At 65.4% G+C, this 16,165-nt stretch carries 17 protein-coding genes; 8 read left to right on the top strand and 9 right to left on the bottom strand.

What is annotated here, in order from left to right; all coding sequences use genetic code 11:
• Positions 1 to 156 precede the first annotated feature (156 nt).
• Positions 157 to 3,009 (top strand): pitrilysin family protein, encoded by a 2,853-nt coding sequence (locus PO883_RS24990; protein ID WP_289312162.1) that lies wholly within the window; start codon positions 157 to 159, stop codon positions 3,007 to 3,009.
• Positions 3,010 to 3,077: 68 nt separating this feature from the next.
• On the opposite strand, the gene PO883_RS24985 is transcribed toward PO883_RS24990, so the two are convergent.
• A complete protein-coding gene (locus PO883_RS24985; protein WP_289312161.1) occupies positions 3,078 to 4,169 on the bottom strand; it encodes a YsnF/AvaK domain-containing protein in 1,092 nt (363 codons plus the stop codon).
• A 5-nt stretch (positions 4,170 to 4,174) separates the two neighbouring features.
• A complete protein-coding gene (locus tag PO883_RS24980; protein WP_289312160.1) occupies positions 4,175 to 4,624 on the bottom strand; it encodes a YsnF/AvaK domain-containing protein in 450 nt (149 codons plus the stop codon).
• A gap of 149 nt (positions 4,625 to 4,773) precedes the next feature.
• Here PO883_RS24980 and PO883_RS24975 point away from each other — a divergent pair, with 149 nt between their 5' ends.
• Positions 4,774 to 6,207, top strand: coding sequence for an alpha/beta hydrolase (locus tag PO883_RS24975; protein ID WP_289312159.1), 1,434 nt, complete (start codon positions 4,774 to 4,776; stop codon positions 6,205 to 6,207).
• 184 nt (positions 6,208 to 6,391) lie between these two features.
• Here the strand turns inward: PO883_RS24975 and PO883_RS24970 are convergent, their stop codons facing one another.
• From PO883_RS24970 to PO883_RS24950, 5 genes are all read right to left on the bottom strand, one after another.
• Entirely contained in the window at positions 6,392 to 6,898 is a 507-nt protein-coding gene (locus PO883_RS24970) for a hypothetical protein (protein WP_289312158.1), read from the bottom strand.
• A 67-nt stretch (positions 6,899 to 6,965) separates the two neighbouring features.
• Positions 6,966 to 7,304: a hypothetical protein gene (locus PO883_RS24965; RefSeq protein ID WP_289312157.1), complete on the bottom strand. Its 339-nt coding sequence runs from the start codon at positions 7,302 to 7,304 to the stop codon at positions 6,966 to 6,968.
• 4 nt (positions 7,305 to 7,308) lie between these two features.
• Positions 7,309 to 7,569: a hypothetical protein gene (locus tag PO883_RS24960; RefSeq protein WP_289312156.1), complete on the bottom strand. Its 261-nt coding sequence runs from the start codon at positions 7,567 to 7,569 to the stop codon at positions 7,309 to 7,311.
• A 16-nt stretch (positions 7,570 to 7,585) separates the two neighbouring features.
• Positions 7,586 to 8,371, bottom strand: a complete 786-nt coding sequence (locus tag PO883_RS24955; protein WP_289312155.1) for a DNA/RNA non-specific endonuclease — start codon at positions 8,369 to 8,371, stop codon at positions 7,586 to 7,588.
• A 32-nt stretch (positions 8,372 to 8,403) separates the two neighbouring features.
• A complete protein-coding gene (locus PO883_RS24950) occupies positions 8,404 to 9,360 on the bottom strand; it encodes a YafY family protein (RefSeq protein WP_289312154.1) in 957 nt (318 codons plus the stop codon).
• 96 nt (positions 9,361 to 9,456) lie between these two features.
• Between PO883_RS24950 and PO883_RS24945 the strand changes: the two genes are divergently transcribed.
• From PO883_RS24945 to PO883_RS24920, 6 genes are all read left to right on the top strand, one after another.
• Positions 9,457 to 10,170 (top strand): hypothetical protein, encoded by a 714-nt coding sequence (locus PO883_RS24945; protein WP_289312153.1) that lies wholly within the window; start codon positions 9,457 to 9,459, stop codon positions 10,168 to 10,170.
• Positions 10,167 to 10,799 carry a LysE family translocator gene (locus PO883_RS24940; RefSeq protein WP_289312152.1) on the top strand — a complete coding sequence of 211 codons (633 nt, stop codon included), beginning with the start codon at positions 10,167 to 10,169 and terminating at the stop codon, positions 10,797 to 10,799. The genes PO883_RS24945 and PO883_RS24940 overlap by 4 nt, the downstream gene beginning before the upstream one ends.
• A gap of 72 nt (positions 10,800 to 10,871) precedes the next feature.
• Positions 10,872 to 11,267, top strand: a complete 396-nt coding sequence (locus PO883_RS24935; protein WP_289312151.1) for a hypothetical protein — start codon at positions 10,872 to 10,874, stop codon at positions 11,265 to 11,267.
• Positions 11,267 to 11,524, top strand: coding sequence for a DUF5985 family protein (locus PO883_RS24930; protein WP_289312150.1), 258 nt, complete (start codon positions 11,267 to 11,269; stop codon positions 11,522 to 11,524). The genes PO883_RS24935 and PO883_RS24930 overlap by 1 nt, the downstream gene beginning before the upstream one ends.
• 3 nt (positions 11,525 to 11,527) lie before the next feature.
• Positions 11,528 to 11,797, top strand: a complete 270-nt coding sequence (locus PO883_RS24925; RefSeq protein ID WP_289312149.1) for a DUF5985 family protein — start codon at positions 11,528 to 11,530, stop codon at positions 11,795 to 11,797.
• 204 nt (positions 11,798 to 12,001) lie between these two features.
• Complete coding sequence (locus tag PO883_RS24920; protein WP_289312148.1) at positions 12,002 to 12,532, top strand: hypothetical protein; 531 nt, start codon at positions 12,002 to 12,004, stop codon at positions 12,530 to 12,532.
• Positions 12,533 to 13,006: 474 nt separating this feature from the next.
• Here the strand turns inward: PO883_RS24920 and PO883_RS24915 are convergent, their stop codons facing one another.
• On the bottom strand, positions 13,007 to 13,435 hold the full coding sequence (locus tag PO883_RS24915; protein WP_289312147.1) for an NUDIX domain-containing protein: 429 nt from the start codon (positions 13,433 to 13,435) through the stop codon (positions 13,007 to 13,009).
• Positions 13,436 to 13,549: 114 nt separating this feature from the next.
• Positions 13,550 to 16,030: a response regulator gene (locus PO883_RS24910; RefSeq protein WP_289312146.1), complete on the bottom strand. Its 2,481-nt coding sequence runs from the start codon at positions 16,028 to 16,030 to the stop codon at positions 13,550 to 13,552.
• Between the last annotated feature and the right edge of the window lie 135 nt (positions 16,031 to 16,165).

Raw genomic sequence — 16,165 nt, 5'->3', positions numbered from 1 at the left:
AAGAGCGAACATGCCGGCCGACGCGGACTGGCGGAACGCCTGAAACGCCTATTTTTCGGGATGTCGTGGGCGCTCCACGTATGCACAAATTTTTACTGTCCTTTCTTGCCCGATTCTTTTATCCTGCGGCTACCATTTTTAGCCCCAGGAGACAACGTGTCGAAACTCATCCCGATTACCCTGCTGGCCCTGCCCGCGTTCGCCATGAACGCGCTGGCGGCCGGCCCGGCGGCGCCCGCCAGCGCCGGCGCCAAAGCCGACGTGCTGCCATTCAAGGCCACCGAAAAAACCCTCGCCAATGGCTTGAAAATCATTGTCGTCCCGACCGGCTTTCCCAACCTGGTGTCGGTACAGATCCCGGTGCAGACCGGTTCGCGCAACGAGATCGAGCCGGGCAAATCGGGTTTCGCGCACTTTTTCGAACACATGATGTTCCGGGGCACCAAGGCCTATCCGCCTGAAAAATACCAGGACGTCATCACCAAGGCCGGCGCGCGCCAGAATGCCTACACCAGCGACGACCTGACCAACTACTACACGACCTTCGCCAAGGATGACCTCGAAACCGTCCTCAAAGTCGAGGCCGACCGCTTCCAGAACCTGTCTTACGGCGAAGATGCGTTCAAGACCGAGTCGCGCGCCGTGCTGGGCGAATACAACAAGAACAGCGCCAATCCGACCTCGAAAATGTTCGAGGTGCAGCGCGACACGGCCTACAGCACCCATACCTACAAGCACACCACGATGGGCTTCATCAAGGACATCGAGGACATGCCGAACCAGTATGCCTACTCGAAAGTGTTTTTCGACCGCTGGTACCGCCCGGAACGCACCACGGTGATCATCGCCGGCGACGTCGATCCGCAAAAAGCCATCGCCCTGGTCGAAAAATACTGGAGCACATGGAAAAAAGGCAGCTACAAGAGCGAGGTGCCGATGGAGCCGGCAGCACGCGGCGCGCTCTACAAGCACGTGCCATGGCCGACCCAGACGCCACCGCTGGTGACGGTCGGTTTCCGCGCGCCGGCGTTTTCGGCCACCGCCAAAGACCATGCCGCGCTGTCGATGCTGCTGTCGCTCTCGTTCGGCCGCACCTCGCCGCTCTACAAACGCCTGATGCAGGATGAACAGAAAGTCGACCAGTTCAGCGACTACACGCCGGGCCGGATCGATCCCAACCTCGCGACCATCATCGCGCGCGTGAAAAAGCCCGAGGATGCCGTGTACGTGCGCGACCAGATCCTGCAAACGGTGGCGCAACTGCGCAACGTGCCGGTCACCGAGCAAGCCCTGGCGGACGCCAAGTCGGCACAAAAATACGGCCTGATCCGCTCGCTCGATAACACCGAGCAGATCGCCGGCACCCTGGCCTCCTACGTGCACTACAACCGTTCCTACGGCACGCTGAACCAGTTCTACCGCCTCACCGACAGCCTGACCCCGGCCGACCTGCTGGCCGCCGCCCGCACCTACCTGGTCGATGACGGCATGATCGTCACCACCCTGTCCAACCAGGCCCTGCCGGAATCGATGGCTACCCTGCCCTCGCTGGCGAGCCTGGCGGCGCCCGCCGCCGAAGCCAAAGTTGATGTGCTGGTGCAAAAATCGGCACTGCCGCAAATCCGCTTCAAGCTGCTGTTCGCCGCCGGTTCGGCGCACGATCCGAAAGGCAAGGAAGGCCTGGCGGCGCTGACCGCGATGATGGTGGCCTCGGCCGGTTCGAGCGAGCGCAAGATCGACGAAGTGAGCAAGGCCCTGTTCCCGCTGGCCGGCTCGTTCACCGAGCAGACCGACAAGGAAATGACCACCTTCACCGGCTCGATCCACAAGGATAACTGGAAGCAGTACCTGGCCGTGGCCATGCCGCAGCTGGTCGCCCCGGGCTTTCGCGAGGAAGATTTCCGCCGCCTCAAGGATTCGCTCAAGAACGCCCTGCTGGTCGACCTGAAAGACAATAACGAAGAAGAACTCGGCAAGGAACGCTTGCAGACCAACGTCTTCGCCGGTACGCCGTATGCCCATCCCGTGCTCGGCACGGCCAAGGGCATCGACGCGATCACGCTCGACGACGTGAAGGACTTCTACAAGAAAGCCTACACCCAGGGCGCGGTCCGGGTCGGCATATCGGGCGACGTGTCGGACGAGATGACGTCCGCGCTCAAGCAGGCACTGGCCAAGCTGCCGGCCGGCGCGGGCTTGCCGGCCACCAGCGCACCGCTCGCCCGCATGCCGAACGGCCTGGAAGTGGAGATCATCGAAAAGAACACGCGCGCCACCGCCCTCTCGTTCGGCCTGCCGATCGAGGTGCGCCGCAGCCATCCGGATTTCCCGGCGCTGTGGCTGGCCAAGACCTTCCTGGGCGAACACCGCGCCTCGAATGCCTATCTGTACCAGCGCATCCGCGAGCTGCGCGGCATGAACTATGGCGACTACACCTACATCGAAGCTTTCCCGCGCGGCATGTTCCAGTTCTTCCCGAACCCGAACGTCGGCCGCAAGGGCCAGCTGTTCGAGGTCTGGATTCGTCCGGTCGCACCGGAAAACGCCCACCTCGCGCTGCGCATCGCCTTGACCGAGCTCGACAAGGTAATCCAGCAGGGCTTGACCCAGGAACAGTTCGAGATCACGCGCGGCTACCTGATGAAAAACGTGTTCGTGATGACGGCCACGCAAGACCAGTACCTCGGTTACGCGCTCGATTCCCAATGGTACGGCACGCCTGATTTCACCAAGATGATGCGCGACGGCTTGAGCAAGCTGACCCTGGCCGACCTCAACGCCGCGATCAAGAAGCACCTGTCGACCAAGAACCTGTCGCTCGTGTTCATCACCAAGGATGCCGCTGGCCTCAAGGAAAAACTGGTGACCGACGCGGTGTCGACGATCAAGTACGACGGCAACAAGCCGCAAAGCTTGCTCGACGAAGACAAGGTGATCGGCAGCATGAAGCTCAACATCAAGCCCGAGGCGGTGAAAATCACCCCGGCCAGCGCGGTGTTCGCCGAGTAAGACCGTCAGTCAAGCGTGCACTTGGCACCCATCCCGCAAGGACGGGTGCCAAGTGCAGCGCGGCGCGCTCAGGAAGTCATGCGCTCCCAGCCATGCCTGATCGCCGCCTTCATCTTCTCCCAGGTCGAGCCGGGATTGCGCGCCTCCCAATTGGTGCGCAGCCCGGGCTCGATTTCTTCCCACGGACGTCCGCGATACAGCTCGCTGCCCGCCATGCTGCTGCCATAGCGGTAGGCCGGCGCGTAGTCGTCGTAGCTGCCGCCTCCGCGCGCGAAATTGCTGCTCCAGTGGCCCCGGAAATAGGCGTCGTCGTCGGGTGCGATCTGTTCGATGTCCACCTCGGTGTGGCGCACGGTATCGTTGATCTGCTCCTGGCGCTGCGTCACCTGCTTGCCGATGATGACTTCTTCCACCATGCGCGCCGTCTTCTCGACCACGGCTTCTTCCGCCGTTTCGCGCAGTTCGATCGTGTTTTCCTGGAAGGCGGCAATGTCGGCCGGGTCGACCATTTTATCCACCGCGCGCCGCTCCACGTTGATGTGCTCCTCGCGCAGGCCGATGCTTTCGCTCACCGGCGTTTCCACGATGCGCTGGTAGATTCGCACCCCGCCGCGCTGCACCTCGCGCTTGCCGACCTTGAGTTCTTCCTGGATCACGGGAATGGCCGTGCTATCGGCCGCGCGCTGCCGCGAGCCGGCCATGGCCGCTCCCTGGGCGCTGCCGGCGCCGCCGCCCTGGGACGAGCCGGACGCGGACTGCTGCGACAGCGCTTGTCCGCGCATGGCGTCGCCGCCCTGCATGGCGCCCTGCCACTGCCTGGCATGCTCGTCGATGTCGACCGGCCCATGGCGCTCGACGATGTCGGCGGCGCGCTCCACCTCGGGCTCGTTCGGCGCCGTCACGGTCAATACGTAATGCCCGCGCGCGATCGCCTCGGAATACATGCGCGCAGGCTCGCTGCGGTCACCGCCGAACAGCTCGGTGAAAAAGTGCTTGATGCCCGAACCGAACGATTGCTCCTCGCCGGCACCGGCCGCCCGGCCCGGGCCGCCATCGCTCAAGCGCACGTGTTGGCGGGAAAAACCCGCGCCCACCAGGTCGTCGAGCGCCTGCTGGGCGTCGCCGCGATGACCGAATACCGCTACCAGTGTGTGTTCCATGATGACTACCTCCGTGTTGTTGAACTCGCTTCCTTGTGAGGGCCTTCGTCGAACCGTTCGACGAGCACGTCTTCCGCGCGCAGCATGACGGTCCCGGACTGGGTGCGGGAGCGCTGGATGCGCGTGATGTGCACTTCTTCCTTGATGCGCAGGCGCCGTTCGGTCACCAGCACTTCCTCGACCACCGGCACGATCAGCGTGTCGCCTTCCTGGCGCGCGGACGGGGCCTGGGACAGGGGCACGATCCTGTCGACGATCACATGCCTGACGTCGAGCTCGTCGTACAGCAGGGTTTCGTCGACGTGATGGGGGTGTTCGCTGACGGTTTTGTGGAGCCGCACGCCGCGCCCGGTATCGACGACGCGCGTTCCCACCCGTACTTCCTCGCGGTGCAGTGCCACGCTCAAGGTGTCGCCGTCGGGCGCGCCGGGTGCGTCGGGACAGTCGCTTGCCATGAATGTCGCTCCTCGAAAAACGCTGCGGAGCGCACGAGAGTACCGCAAAGTGCGCCGACCCCGCACACCATTGACCTCCCTCAAGTTTTGATTGGTCGCGTAGTCGAAGCTGGAGTGTCGCCCGCATCCGGGCCAAGGAGGAAACCGCCATGGCAGTGCCATGCACGACCCTGACCGAATTAAGCGGGCGCGCCGCCGCGCCACAGGCATCGCAAGCGCCCGACATCGAACCGCCCAGCCCGCTCGACCGCTTCCTGCACGCGATGCAGGCGCACGCCACGCAAGGCATCTCGCCCGCCAGTCTGGCGCTGGCGCATGCCGACTGGCTGCTCAAGCTGCTGCAATCGCCCGCCAAGTGGCAGCGCCTGCTGCAAAAAGCCTGGACCAAGGAGCTGCGCTGGCTCGATTACGCGCGCCGCAGCACGCTGGGCCAAGCGGCGCCGCCCTGCATCGAGCCGCTGGCGCAGGACCGGCGTTTTCGCGATCCGGCATGGCAGCGCTGGCCCTACAACCTGGTGCAGCAGGCTTTTCTGCTCAACCAGCAGTGGTGGCACAACGCCACCACTGGCATCGATGGCGTCAGCCGCCACCACCAGGACGTGGTCGCCTTTAGCGCGCGCCAGCTGCTCGACCTGGCCTCGCCGCTCAACGTCGTGGCCACCAATCCCGAGGTGAGCGACGCGGCCGTGCGCGAAGCCGGCGCCAATGTCGTGCGCGGCGCGGTCAACCTGGCCGACGATGTCTGGCGCAGCCTGACGGGCGCGCCACCGGAGGGCGCCGAGGCGTTCCGCAATCATTTGATCGAACTGATCCAGTACGCGCCGGCGGCGGGCTGCGCCAGCGTGCACGCCGAGCCCATGCTGATCGTGCCGGCCTGGATCATGAAGTATTACATTCTCGACCTGTCGCCGGGCAATTCGCTGGTGCGCTACCTGGTCGGGCAAGGACACACCGTCTTCATGATCTCGTGGCGCAATCCGGACGCCGACGACCGCGAGCTCGGCATGGACGACTACCTGCGCGATGGCGTCATGGCCGCGCTCGGACACATTCGCGGAGTCGCGCCCGGCCAGCGCGTCAATACGGCCGGCTATTGCCTCGGCGGCACGCTGCTGTCGATCGCGGTGGCCTCGCTCGGCTGCGAGGGCGAGGCGCTGATCAATTCGATGACCCTGCTTGCCGCGCAGGCCGACTTCAGCGAAGCTGGCGAGCTCATGCTGTTCATCGACGACAGCCAGGTGGCCTTTCTGGAAGACTTGATGTGGCAGCAGGGTTACCTCGACAACCGGCAAATGGCGGGGGCATTCCGCCTGCTGCGTTCGAACGACCTGGTGTGGTCGGTGTCGGTCCACCAGTATCTGCCGGGGCACCGCGGCCGTCATTACTACACGGCGCGCCGCCGCCGTGGCGACTGCTACATCGATCCCGAGCGCTGGGTGGAGCACGCCAGCGAACACGAGGGCTCCTGGTGGCCCGCGTGGACCCAGTGGCTCGACACGGTGTCGACCCAGCCGCGCGTGCCGCCGCGCACTGTGGAGGCCGGACTCGGCCCGGCGCCGGGGAGCTACGTTCTGCAGCGCTAGCGACGCAGCACAGGTGGCTGGCGCGCCCATCTGCACGATGCGCTTCCGGCTGCGCGCGCCGCGCACCACCGTGCGTCATCCGAAAGCGGGACGCCAGCACCGCCACCGTCATTTCCGCAAGGCTGCCGGCGCCCTGAAGGATGTCGTTTGCGTAGCTCAAGCGAATGTGGCGCGCACGGCCAGCCTAGACTTCGCGGTAGTCCTGAATGTGCAAACGCGCCAGTTCTTGTGCATTCCCTACCGCTTCCTCGCCGACAGCGGCTGAGTCGGGTAGCCAATTGAAGAAACCAGGCCCTTGAAAGAGCAACAAGCCATCCGCGAACCGTCGCGCACGTGTAAAACTTGCCCACCCGATTCGCACCTCGCTATCTCGGCCAACAATGTGCGACCCGCTTTCTGACATGACGAACGCAATGTCATCATTGTGAAATGGCGATTTTCTGAATCTTCTGCGAATAAGCCAGGCGTCGATAGGCCAACCGAGTAGCAGGGCCCCGACGATGCCACCTACTATTCCCGCAAGCAGCACCGAGCCGATGAACACGGCAAGCGCCAAGAGCACAGCCAGCGCCGCTCCCAGAAACCATTTCAGTCCGATGAATGGCCGGCGCCACCACAGCTGCTTCCTGTAACGCAGGAATGAGGTGATCAAATGGTCTTCCGAGAAGCGGAAGCGAAAGTGGGGATGCATAAGATGTTGACTCCTTCCAACGGGATTGTCCCGGGCCAGCCGTCAGGGCAGACAGCGCGATAAGCGCCTAGCCAATACATACCTCGACCTCGCCGCCCGTGTCGGCCAGCAGTTCGCCCAGGGCGTCGATCAGCGCATCGATCCTGCCGGTGAGCGCCTGCTGCCGGCCATCATCGAACGGCTGCGCCAACACCCACCCGCGCAAGGTCAGCAATTCCATTGTCAGCGCGGGAAAGTCCTTGCCCTCGAGCGGGCAGCCGGTCTGGAACAGCGGCAACCAGACCGCCGCGGTCGCCGCCGCTCCTGGCATCCAGGAGCGCTGATACACCTCTTCCACGGCGACCGGGACCGTGAACCACTGCCATTTCTCGCTATCCGGCCGGGTGACGATCAGCGCAACCGTCATGCGCTCAGTTGAACGGGTTGTCCACCTCGCCCACCGCCGCCGGCGGCAGCTTGGCGGGCAAGGTCATCGCTTCGAGCTTGGCGACGATCTCGCCCAGCACCTCGTGCAGCCGGCGCGCATGCGCCAGGCCAACGTCATCGGCGGTCAGGTCCACATCGCCGCTGACCGTGATCCGGTCGAGCCGGTTTTCGATCATCAGCTTGCCGACCGAAATCACATCGGCCTCGTTGGCGTACGGTACAAAACCCTGTTTCTTGCTGCTCATTGCATCTCCTTGAATGTCAGAACGGCCAGCGCCGCGATTTCTTGTGTTTCGGCTGCGGCAGGTCGAGCATCAGCGACTTCTGCCTGGCGCTCAGCGATGGCATGAGGTTGATGCCGATCTTGTCTTCCAGCTCCGCAATCGTCATCACGTCGAGCTCGTCCGCCGAACGATTTTCCACCAGCCAGGCAGCGCCCGCCTTCTGGCTCGGACTATACACTGCCTTGTACAAATGGCTCGGCACCAGCACGTTGCCCACCTTTTGCAAGCGCCCGCCGATGAAGGCCGGCCCGGTGATCACATACAAAGTGCCATCCTTCTTGACCATGTCGCGCACGCGCCCCTCCAGCCCGGCCCACAGGTGACGGTTATTGTCGGCATCCTGCGGCACCATGTTCGCCAGCGTGAAACTTTCGTGCTGGGTGCGGCGGTCCGGCATGTTGCCGTTGGGCGCCATGTGGCCGCGGTCGAAGCCGCTGCGGGCGTAGTCGGACAGCTCCGCCCGCTGTGCCGGCGACAAGCGTTCCTCGGCGTGAAACGAATCGTCGCGCGACAGTTTTCTGGCCAGCGCCAGGTTTTCCGGACGCAGGCGCTCGGCCGACCACAGCGGCGTGCGCGTGATCCCCGAATGCATGACGCCGAACACGCCGTAGCACAGTTCGGTGGTCGCTTTCGCCAGTTTGGCATTGCGGATTTCGGGCAGGCGCCCGTCGACATAGTGGGCGGGGCAACCGCCGGCAAACGCGCTGCCGGCTGCCAGCATCGTCCATCCCAGGACGAGGCCGGCCAGTGTTTTCTGAATCATATTTTCCAAATTGAAATGATGAGCGACGCATTCTAGCGGAGCGCGCCCGCCATGCGAAGCAGTCGTTCACCTAATCTGGCCAGGCTGTCGCGCAGCAGGTCCGGCGCGCGCACCTCGAACTCGAACGGCAGCCCCGCCAGGTGGCCGGCGAACCAGTCGACATGGTCGGTGCTGCAGCGCAGGAGCACGCCTGCGTCGACCTGCTCGAACACGCCGAGGGCGCCGAAAAAATGCGTGCTGGCCGTTTTCAGGTCGGTGTGCAGCAGCACCTCGACCGGATGCGCGCGCGGCATCGCGGCCATCGACTCGGTCAGGTAACCGAGCGCGTCGAAACCGGCCGGGCGCGCAAACGATACCGGACGCGGCTCGGCCCGCACGATGCGGTCGAGCCGGAACGAGCGCATTTCCGCGCGCAGGTGGCACATGCCGATCACGTACCAGCAGCCGCCGCGAAACGCCAGTCCGTAGGCGTCGAAGCCGCGCTCGGTTTCGCTGCCGTCCGGCGCGCGGTAGCGCAGGTGCACACGCTGCTGCGCCAGCGCGGCCGAACTGAGCGTGACCAGGGCATCGTTGTCGGTCGGGGCCACGCTGCGCAGCATGTCGAGGCGGACGGTTTCATCGATGGCGCGCACCCGCCGCTTGAGGTTGGCAGGCATGATGCGTTCGAGCTTGGCCTGGGCGCTGGCAACGGCCGGCGCGGCCTCGGCAAAGCCCAGGCTGCGCGCGGCCAGCAAGCCGATCGCCAGTGCCAGCGCTTCATCGTTGGTAAACATCATCGGCGGCAGCTTGAAGCCGGCCAGCAGCGCATAGCCGCCGTGGCGCCCGCGCTCGGTGGTGATGGGAATGCCCATCTCTTCCAGGGTGACGATGTAGCGGCGCAAGGTGCGCGTGTCGACGGCCAGCCGCGCCGACATCTCGGCGCCGCTCAGGCGGCCATGGGTTTGCAGCAGTTCGAGCACTGCCAGCACGCGGGTGGTTGGATGGTACATGCCGCAACGATATCAGACTAATAGGGCGAATTCTGTCCTGTTTTGCATTTAGGCTGTCGCTTGTCGATGTTTCATCAACAAGAAAGAGAGCACAACATGACAAGCCCGACACCGCACGAGCATTTCCCCGTGATCGAATTGCGCCGCTATACGATGGCGCCGGGCGCACGCGCCGCCATCGTGCACCGTTTCGACGATACCCTGGCGCATCGCTTCCAGCACCTGGGCGGCATGGCGTTCGGCCATTTTTGCGAACGCGACCGGCCGGACGGCTTCGCCTGGCTGCGCGGCTTTCGCACGCCGGCGGCACGCGCCAGGATCGTGCGCGCGTTCGACGACCTGGCGCACACGGGCGGCATGGCCAACCGCACCGATGTGCTGGTGCTCAGGCCGCTCAAAGCGGGCGCCGGCATCGCGCCCCTGCCCATGGCCGGCGAAGCGCAGGGCATCGTCATCGCACAGATTCTCCCTGTGGCGCCGGGCCGGATGGCGGCCTGCGAACGCGCCGCCGAACGCTGTTTCGCCGCCTACCATGGCTGCGGCGTGATCGAAGCGGGCATCCTGGCCACGCCCGGCGAGTGCGCTGCGGACGGCGCCCTCGTCTGGCTTGGCATCCTGAGCGGCGACGCGGCGCTGGCCGCCTTGCGCCCGGCCTTCGACGCCGCCGCCGCCGAACTGGGCGCGGCCGGCTTGCTGGCGGCGCCGCCCGAACTGCTGGTGCTCGACCCTGGCCGCCGCTCGCGCCTGCGCTGGGTCAGCGCCGCCAGCGTGACCGCGCCAGCCCGATCCTCCATCATGGCGGCGGCATGAGCGGCGGCACCAACCTGTGGCTGTACTTCCTGGTGGTATTCGGCATCGTCGCCCTGCCCGGCCTCGACATGGCGTTCGTCATGGGCAGCGCCATGCTGGGCGGGCGGCGCGCCGGACTGGCCGCCGTGGCCGGCATCGTCAGCGGCGGTTTCTGCCACCTGGCCATGGGTGCGCTGGGGGCGGCCGCGGTGCTGGCACTGTGGCCGCCCCTGTTCAAGGCGATGCTGGGCGCGGGCGCGCTGTACACGGCGTGGATCGGCTGGAGCTTCCTGCGCGCCAGCGCGGCGGGGAGCGCGCGCATGCCGGGCGCGGCCTGCTCCAGCGGCGCCACCTTTCGCCGCGCGCTCGGCACCAGCCTGCTCAATCCGAAAGCCTATCTGTTCATGCTGGCCATCTTTCCCCAGTTCCTGCAGCCCGGCCCACAGCCGCTGTGGGTCCAGTCGGCGCTGCTGGGCACGATCACCGCGCTGACCCAGGCGGGCGTGTACGGCGCCCTCGCCCTGCTCGGCGGCGGTGCCGGCGGCTGGCTGGAACGCCATCCCGGCGCCGCCACTCTGCTGGCGCGCATCATGGGCGTGCTGCTGATCGCGGTGGCCATCCTGACCGCGACACAAATGATGCATACTTGATAAGCAAAATCGTCTAGAATACGGATTTTGGACCGCGTTGGCTCAGCTTGGCGCAATGGATTCTTTCACATCATGGTGCCCCAACCGATTCCCGAAGAGCTGCGCCGGTTCGTACTGACCAGCATTGCCTCCGTGCCTCACCTGGAGGCGCTGCTGCTATTGCGCGGCGGCGCGCAGCAGGACTGGAGCACGCAGGCGGTGGCCGAGCGGCTGTATATCGGCGACAAGCTGGCCGCCACCGTGCTCGCGGACCTGTCGCGCGCCGGCATGACCGTCACCCTGCGCCACGCCGGCAGCGAGCCGGTGTTCCGCTACCAGCCCGCCACGGCGGCGCTGGGCCAGGTGATCGACGCGCTGGCCGACTTGTACGGGCGCCGCCTGGTCGACGTCACCCATCTGATTCACGCGAAACTCGAGCGCAAGGCGCAGCAGTTTGCCGACGCGTTCACATGGCGAAAGGAATCGTAATGGCTGCGGCAATCTACGTTCTTTGCATGTTCACCGCCCTCGCCTGCGCCTGGCTATTGCTGGCCAGCTACACGCGCACCGGCCATCGCCTGCTGTTCTGGAGCGGTCTGTGCTTTTGCGGCATGACGCTCAACAACCTGATCCTGGTCCTCGACAAGCTGGTGTTCCCGCGCGTCGATTTGCTCACGCTGCGGCTGGTCACGGCGCTGCTCTCGGTATCCCTGCTGCTGTACGGCCTGATCTACGAGACGGAGTAGGCGATGGACTTGATGCTGGCCGGGGCCGGCGCCATGGGTTCGCTCGTGATCGGCCTGTTTTTCCTGCGCTTCTGGCGCAGCTCGGGCGACCGTTTTTTCCTGTATTTCGCACTCTCCTTCCTGGCCGACGGCGGCCATCGGATCTACGCCAGCCTCACGCCCGGAATGAGCGAAGATGCGCCTTTCCATTTCCTGCTGCGGCTCTTGTCCTATTGCCTGATCTTGTGGGCGATTGCTGCCAAGAATTGGCGCCGTTCCGACGCCGGCAAATAGCGCGGCGCGAGCGGTTCGCTGAACTTTCCGCGGCACCGGGCATCCAACCAGGAAGCGGATCGGATGGGGGCCAAAGCGGCGACATTCGGGAGCAGCGCGCCCGCCACGTCCGCCCAGCATGCCGGCGCACCTGGCGCTGCCGCCGCGCGGGTGCAGCCTGTCCAGCAAAAAAGAATCCAGGAGCAATCCGCCGTGGTGCAAAGAATGGTCGGCTTCGAGTTTGAAACCGGATGGTTTGTCGATTTTCAACCTACAGGTGCTTTCGACGATAACGGCGACATCGTCGCGCCGGCGCCATTTGCCAAGAAGGATGTGGTCCGTCATACCAACAACGATGGCTTTCGCGTGGAGGCCGATGAAGCTGAGCAAGGACGCAGCGAGCTGGAATTCGTGACCAGGCCGCCTGTCGCGGAAAGTCAGGCCGGGCGACAAGTGCTGTTCCAGGTCATGACCGCCATGGCAACCATGACGACGGCACTTTTAGGGCGCGCCGGAGGCGGACAATTCAGCCTGGATCAGATCACGCACGATGACGAGGATGCGAACACGCTGGTCACGCCGCGCGATGCGGCCATGCTGGCAGGCCCGCAAGCGACCACCGCCCTCATGCTGGAGCACATACCGGGCATGATCAATCCCGGGGCACCCGCCGCGCCACTCGATGCCGCACCGCATGCGCATGCCGCCGCCGCCGGCGCTGCAGCCTTCCGGGGCTTGGCCACCCTGATCCGGTAGTATATCGACAACGGAATGACGTCGGACCTTGCGGTGCGTGGTGCGCTTGCTGACCCGAAAATGATGGCTGAACCGCTGCTGGCGCGTACCATTTTTGTCGGACTCTTCAACTTACTGGACGATCAGCGGCGCGCCTTATATATTGCCGACCCCGGGCAATGGGTGAACGATATCTTCCAGGTCGCCGGATTGCCGATTGACCGGGCCGATCACGATCTACTGGATCGGGGCGTCGTAGCGGATCATAATATGGTTGAGCACATACGCTTGCGAAATGAAATTTTCGGCTTGGAATTTGACCCGCCGGCGGCGCTGAATGACTTCGATAAGGAAATCGAGGCGGCGACCGCTGCAATGCCCGCAGCGCCAAGCGGAAGGCTTGCCGCAGCCACAGTTGCGTACGCTAATCCGGCACGCGGCCGCCTTGCTGTCGAGCCAAGCGGCGCACCAAGATCCAGCCTGAGAACGCTGCTGCTACCAGTCGAGCGTGAGCAGCAGCTTGCCCATGCGCGGCCAGCACAGGCGGGCCACGTCGCGCCGGTGGGCCCAGCGGAAGGCATCCGTTTCCGGGGTCGGCTGGCCGCTCACCGGATGCGGAAAAAAACTGGTGCAGGCCAGATGCGCCAGGCTGGCCAGCTCGTCGCCCGCGCGCACGCGGAACAGGTGCAGGCGCTTGTCGTTGCGATACGCAAAGCCTCCCAGGTCCTCGAAGCGCTGCGGGGCAAAGGCGATGCCGGCTTCTTCCTGCAATTCGCGGATGGCGGCCTCGAGCGCGGTTTCGCCGGGATCTTGCATGCCTTTCGGAATGTCCCAGCTGGCGGTATTGGTGACGTGGCACAGCAGCAACTGGCCGCCAGGGTTGACCACCAGGGTGCCGCACGAGACGGTCTGCACGCGCGTCACGACGGCGCGCCGGGTGCTGTACGCTCGGGATAAAGTAGAGGCTCGCGCATGTTCACTGATCATCCTTTCGATAATATTGTAGCGCAGGCATCATGCACCCAAGCATTCAAATTGTCAAATTGATACGGCCGGTGTAGGCACGGGCGGTGTCGCCACGGGCGATGCATCCAGGGCCTGGGTGGCGGCGGCCAGCACGCTGTTGAGCGCGGCAATATCGACCGGCTTGGTCAGGTGGCGGTCGAAGCCGGCCTGGTGCGACATGGCGACGTCGGCGCGCGCGCCCCAGCCGGTCAGCGCGACCAGCAGCATGCCGTCCAGCGCGGGCATGGCGCGGATCGCGCGCGCCAGCTGGTGCCCGCTCATGCCGGGCAGGCCGATGTCGAGGAAGGCCAGGTGCGGCTTGCATCGCGCGGCCAGCACCAAACCCTGCTCGCCATCGACGGCAATGTCGGTGCTGTGGCCTAGCGCCTGCAGCAAGGCCGCCAGGCTGTTGCCGGCGTCGACGTTATCGTCCACCACCAGCACCCGCAATGCGGCTGGCGCGGCGTCCGCGCACGGCACGGGAGCCGGCGCCGGCTCGCCGCTGCGCAGCGGCAGGCGCACGGTGAAGGTGCTGCCCAGGTCGCGTCCCGCGCTGGCGGCGCTGACGCTGCCGCCGTGCAATTCCACCAGGCGGCGCACCAGCGACAGGCCAATCCCCAGCCCGCCCTGCGAGCGGTCGAGGTTGCGCCCGACCTGGGTGAACATGTCGAACAGGGTGCCCATGTCTTCCTGCGATATGCCGACCCCGCTGTCGATCACCGACAAGACGGCCTCGCCGCCCTCGCGCACGGCGCGCAGCGCGATGCGCCCGCCGGCCGGCGTGTACTTGGCGGCATTGTTGAGCAGGTTGCTCAGCACTTGCACGATACGGGTGACGTCGACGTCGAGCGGCAAGGGCACGTCGGCCACCTCCACAGTCAATGCATGGCCGCCCGCGTTCAGGGCCGCCATGCTGGTTTCGACCGCCATCGCCACCAGCCTGGCGACGTCGCTGGCTTCGCGCTTGAGCTCGATCTTGCCGCGCGTAATGCGCGCCACGTCCAGCAGGTCGTTGACCAGGTGAATCAGATGGCCCAGCTGGCGGTCCATCATCTCGTGCACCTTGGCCATGCTCTGGGGCGGCGCGGCCGCCATGCGGATCAGGTCCAGGCCGGTGCGGATCGGCGCCAGCGGATTGCGCAGCTCGTGCGCCAGGGTGGCCAGGAACTCGGACTTGCGCCGGTCCGCCTCGGCCAAGTCGGCCGCCACCCGGCGCAAGTCGTTTTCAGCCTGCTTCTGGGCCGTGATGTCGCGCGTGATCGAGGCCAGGCCGATATTCTGGCCCTCGTCGTCGCACACGGCAAAGCCCTTGTAGTACACGGGCAGGATGGCATCGCTCTCGAAGTTGCGCATGCGCAGCTCGCCTTCCCAGCGCCCCGCCGGCCCGCGCACGGCTGGCAACACCACCTGCTCGACGAAGTCGCGGCAGTCGGGAGCGAAAAAGTCGCCGATGGCGTACTCGCCGACCGAGGCATCGGGCGCCAGTCCGGCCAGGCGGCGCCCGGCCGGATTGACGTAGCTGGTGCGCGCATCCGAACCGGCAATGCCGATGAAGTCGGACGACTGCGCCGCCACCGCCGCCAGGCGCCGCATGCCTTCCTCGGCGCGCTGGGAGCGCTGGCGCGATTCGTCGAGCTGCTGTTCGGAAGCTTCGAGCTGCTCGGCGGCGAGGCGCTCGGGGGTGGCGTCGCGGAAGATCTTGGCGTAGCCGCGCAGGCGTTCGGCGTCGTCGCGCAGCGGCACCATCACGCCATCGGCGAAAAAGCGGGTGCCGTCGCGCCGCACGTGCCAGCGCTTGTCGTCGGCGCGGCCGCTGTCGCGCGCCATGCGCATCTCGTGCTCCGGCACGCCGGCGGCGCGGTCTTCGGGGGTAAAGATGACGGCGCTCGACTGGCCGCAGGCCTTGTTTGCGAACCAGCCCGTGATGGTTTCGGCACCGCCTTCCCATTCGGTGACGATGCCATCAGTATCGGTGCCGATGAAGGCATAATCGCGGGTATTGTCGAGAATGAGGCGGATGCGCTCGTCGCGCGTGCGGAGCGCTTCGAGGTGGCTGGCCTGGGCATGCAGGGCGATTTCGGCGGTTTTTCGGTACAGGTCGATGAAGACCGCCACCTTGGCGCGCAGGATGACCGGGCTGATCGGCTTGGTCAGGTAATCGACCGCGCCCAGCGCGTAAGCGTGTTCGACATCGCGCGGGTCGTCGCCGGCGGCGGTCAGGAAAATGATCGGCAGCGTGCGCGCGCGCGGATGGCTGCGGATCAGCGCGGCCGCCTCGAAACCGCTCATGGTCGGCATATGCACATCCATGAGGACCATGGCAAAGTCGCGGTTGAGCAGTTCGCGCAGGGCTTGTTCGCCCGAGGCGACGCTCACCAGCACTTCGTCGAGATCGGCCAGCACCGCTTCGAGCACGGTCAGGTTGGCGCGCTGGTCGTCCACCAGCAGGATGTTGATTCGGTCCTTGGATTCGCCCCTGGCCTGGCCGCCTGCGTTGTTGTTCTGCTCGATCATTGGGTGTCCGATGTGCCTCTTGGCGGTCGCCCAGGGTCAAGCTGGCAATGTAGGCCGGCGATGAATAAAAGTCAATTGTGTAGCACGTAAAAAATTCTTAAAACGCGGGAACTTCCGATCAGCCCGCGTCTCTAA

The sequence above is a fragment of the Massilia sp. DJPM01 genome, from assembly GCF_030348125.1.
GTDB classification, from domain to species: Bacteria; Pseudomonadota; Gammaproteobacteria; order Burkholderiales; family Burkholderiaceae_D; genus Telluria_A; species Telluria_A frigida.
Note: the sequence above shows the minus strand (reverse complement) of the source record. Positions and strands in the feature narration are given on the sequence as shown.

What these genes read in the sequence shown, in the direction of transcription:
- PO883_RS24985 (WP_289312161.1), bottom strand. Translation starts at nt 4,169, where the DNA reads ATGGAACACACACTGGTAGCGGTATTCGGTCATCGCGGCGACGCCCAG.
- PO883_RS24980 (WP_289312160.1), bottom strand. Translation starts at nt 4,624, where the DNA reads ATGGCAAGCGACTGTCCCGACGCACCCGGCGCGCCCGACGGCGACACC.
- PO883_RS24975 (WP_289312159.1), top strand. Translation starts at nt 4,774, where the DNA reads ATGGCAGTGCCATGCACGACCCTGACCGAATTAAGCGGGCGCGCCGCC.
- PO883_RS24970 (WP_289312158.1), bottom strand. Translation starts at nt 6,898, where the DNA reads ATGCATCCCCACTTTCGCTTCCGCTTCTCGGAAGACCATTTGATCACC.
- PO883_RS24965 (WP_289312157.1), bottom strand. Translation starts at nt 7,304, where the DNA reads ATGACGGTTGCGCTGATCGTCACCCGGCCGGATAGCGAGAAATGGCAG.
- PO883_RS24960 (WP_289312156.1), bottom strand. Translation starts at nt 7,569, where the DNA reads ATGAGCAGCAAGAAACAGGGTTTTGTACCGTACGCCAACGAGGCCGAT.
- PO883_RS24955 (WP_289312155.1), bottom strand. Translation starts at nt 8,371, where the DNA reads ATGATTCAGAAAACACTGGCCGGCCTCGTCCTGGGATGGACGATGCTG.
- PO883_RS24950 (WP_289312154.1), bottom strand. Translation starts at nt 9,360, where the DNA reads ATGTACCATCCAACCACCCGCGTGCTGGCAGTGCTCGAACTGCTGCAA.
- PO883_RS24945 (WP_289312153.1), top strand. Translation starts at nt 9,457, where the DNA reads ATGACAAGCCCGACACCGCACGAGCATTTCCCCGTGATCGAATTGCGC.
- PO883_RS24940 (WP_289312152.1), top strand. Translation starts at nt 10,167, where the DNA reads ATGAGCGGCGGCACCAACCTGTGGCTGTACTTCCTGGTGGTATTCGGC.
- PO883_RS24935 (WP_289312151.1), top strand. Translation starts at nt 10,872, where the DNA reads ATGGTGCCCCAACCGATTCCCGAAGAGCTGCGCCGGTTCGTACTGACC.
- PO883_RS24930 (WP_289312150.1), top strand. Translation starts at nt 11,267, where the DNA reads ATGGCTGCGGCAATCTACGTTCTTTGCATGTTCACCGCCCTCGCCTGC.
- PO883_RS24925 (WP_289312149.1), top strand. Translation starts at nt 11,528, where the DNA reads ATGGACTTGATGCTGGCCGGGGCCGGCGCCATGGGTTCGCTCGTGATC.
- PO883_RS24920 (WP_289312148.1), top strand. Translation starts at nt 12,002, where the DNA reads ATGGTCGGCTTCGAGTTTGAAACCGGATGGTTTGTCGATTTTCAACCT.
- PO883_RS24910 (WP_289312146.1), bottom strand. Translation starts at nt 16,030, where the DNA reads ATGATCGAGCAGAACAACAACGCAGGCGGCCAGGCCAGGGGCGAATCC.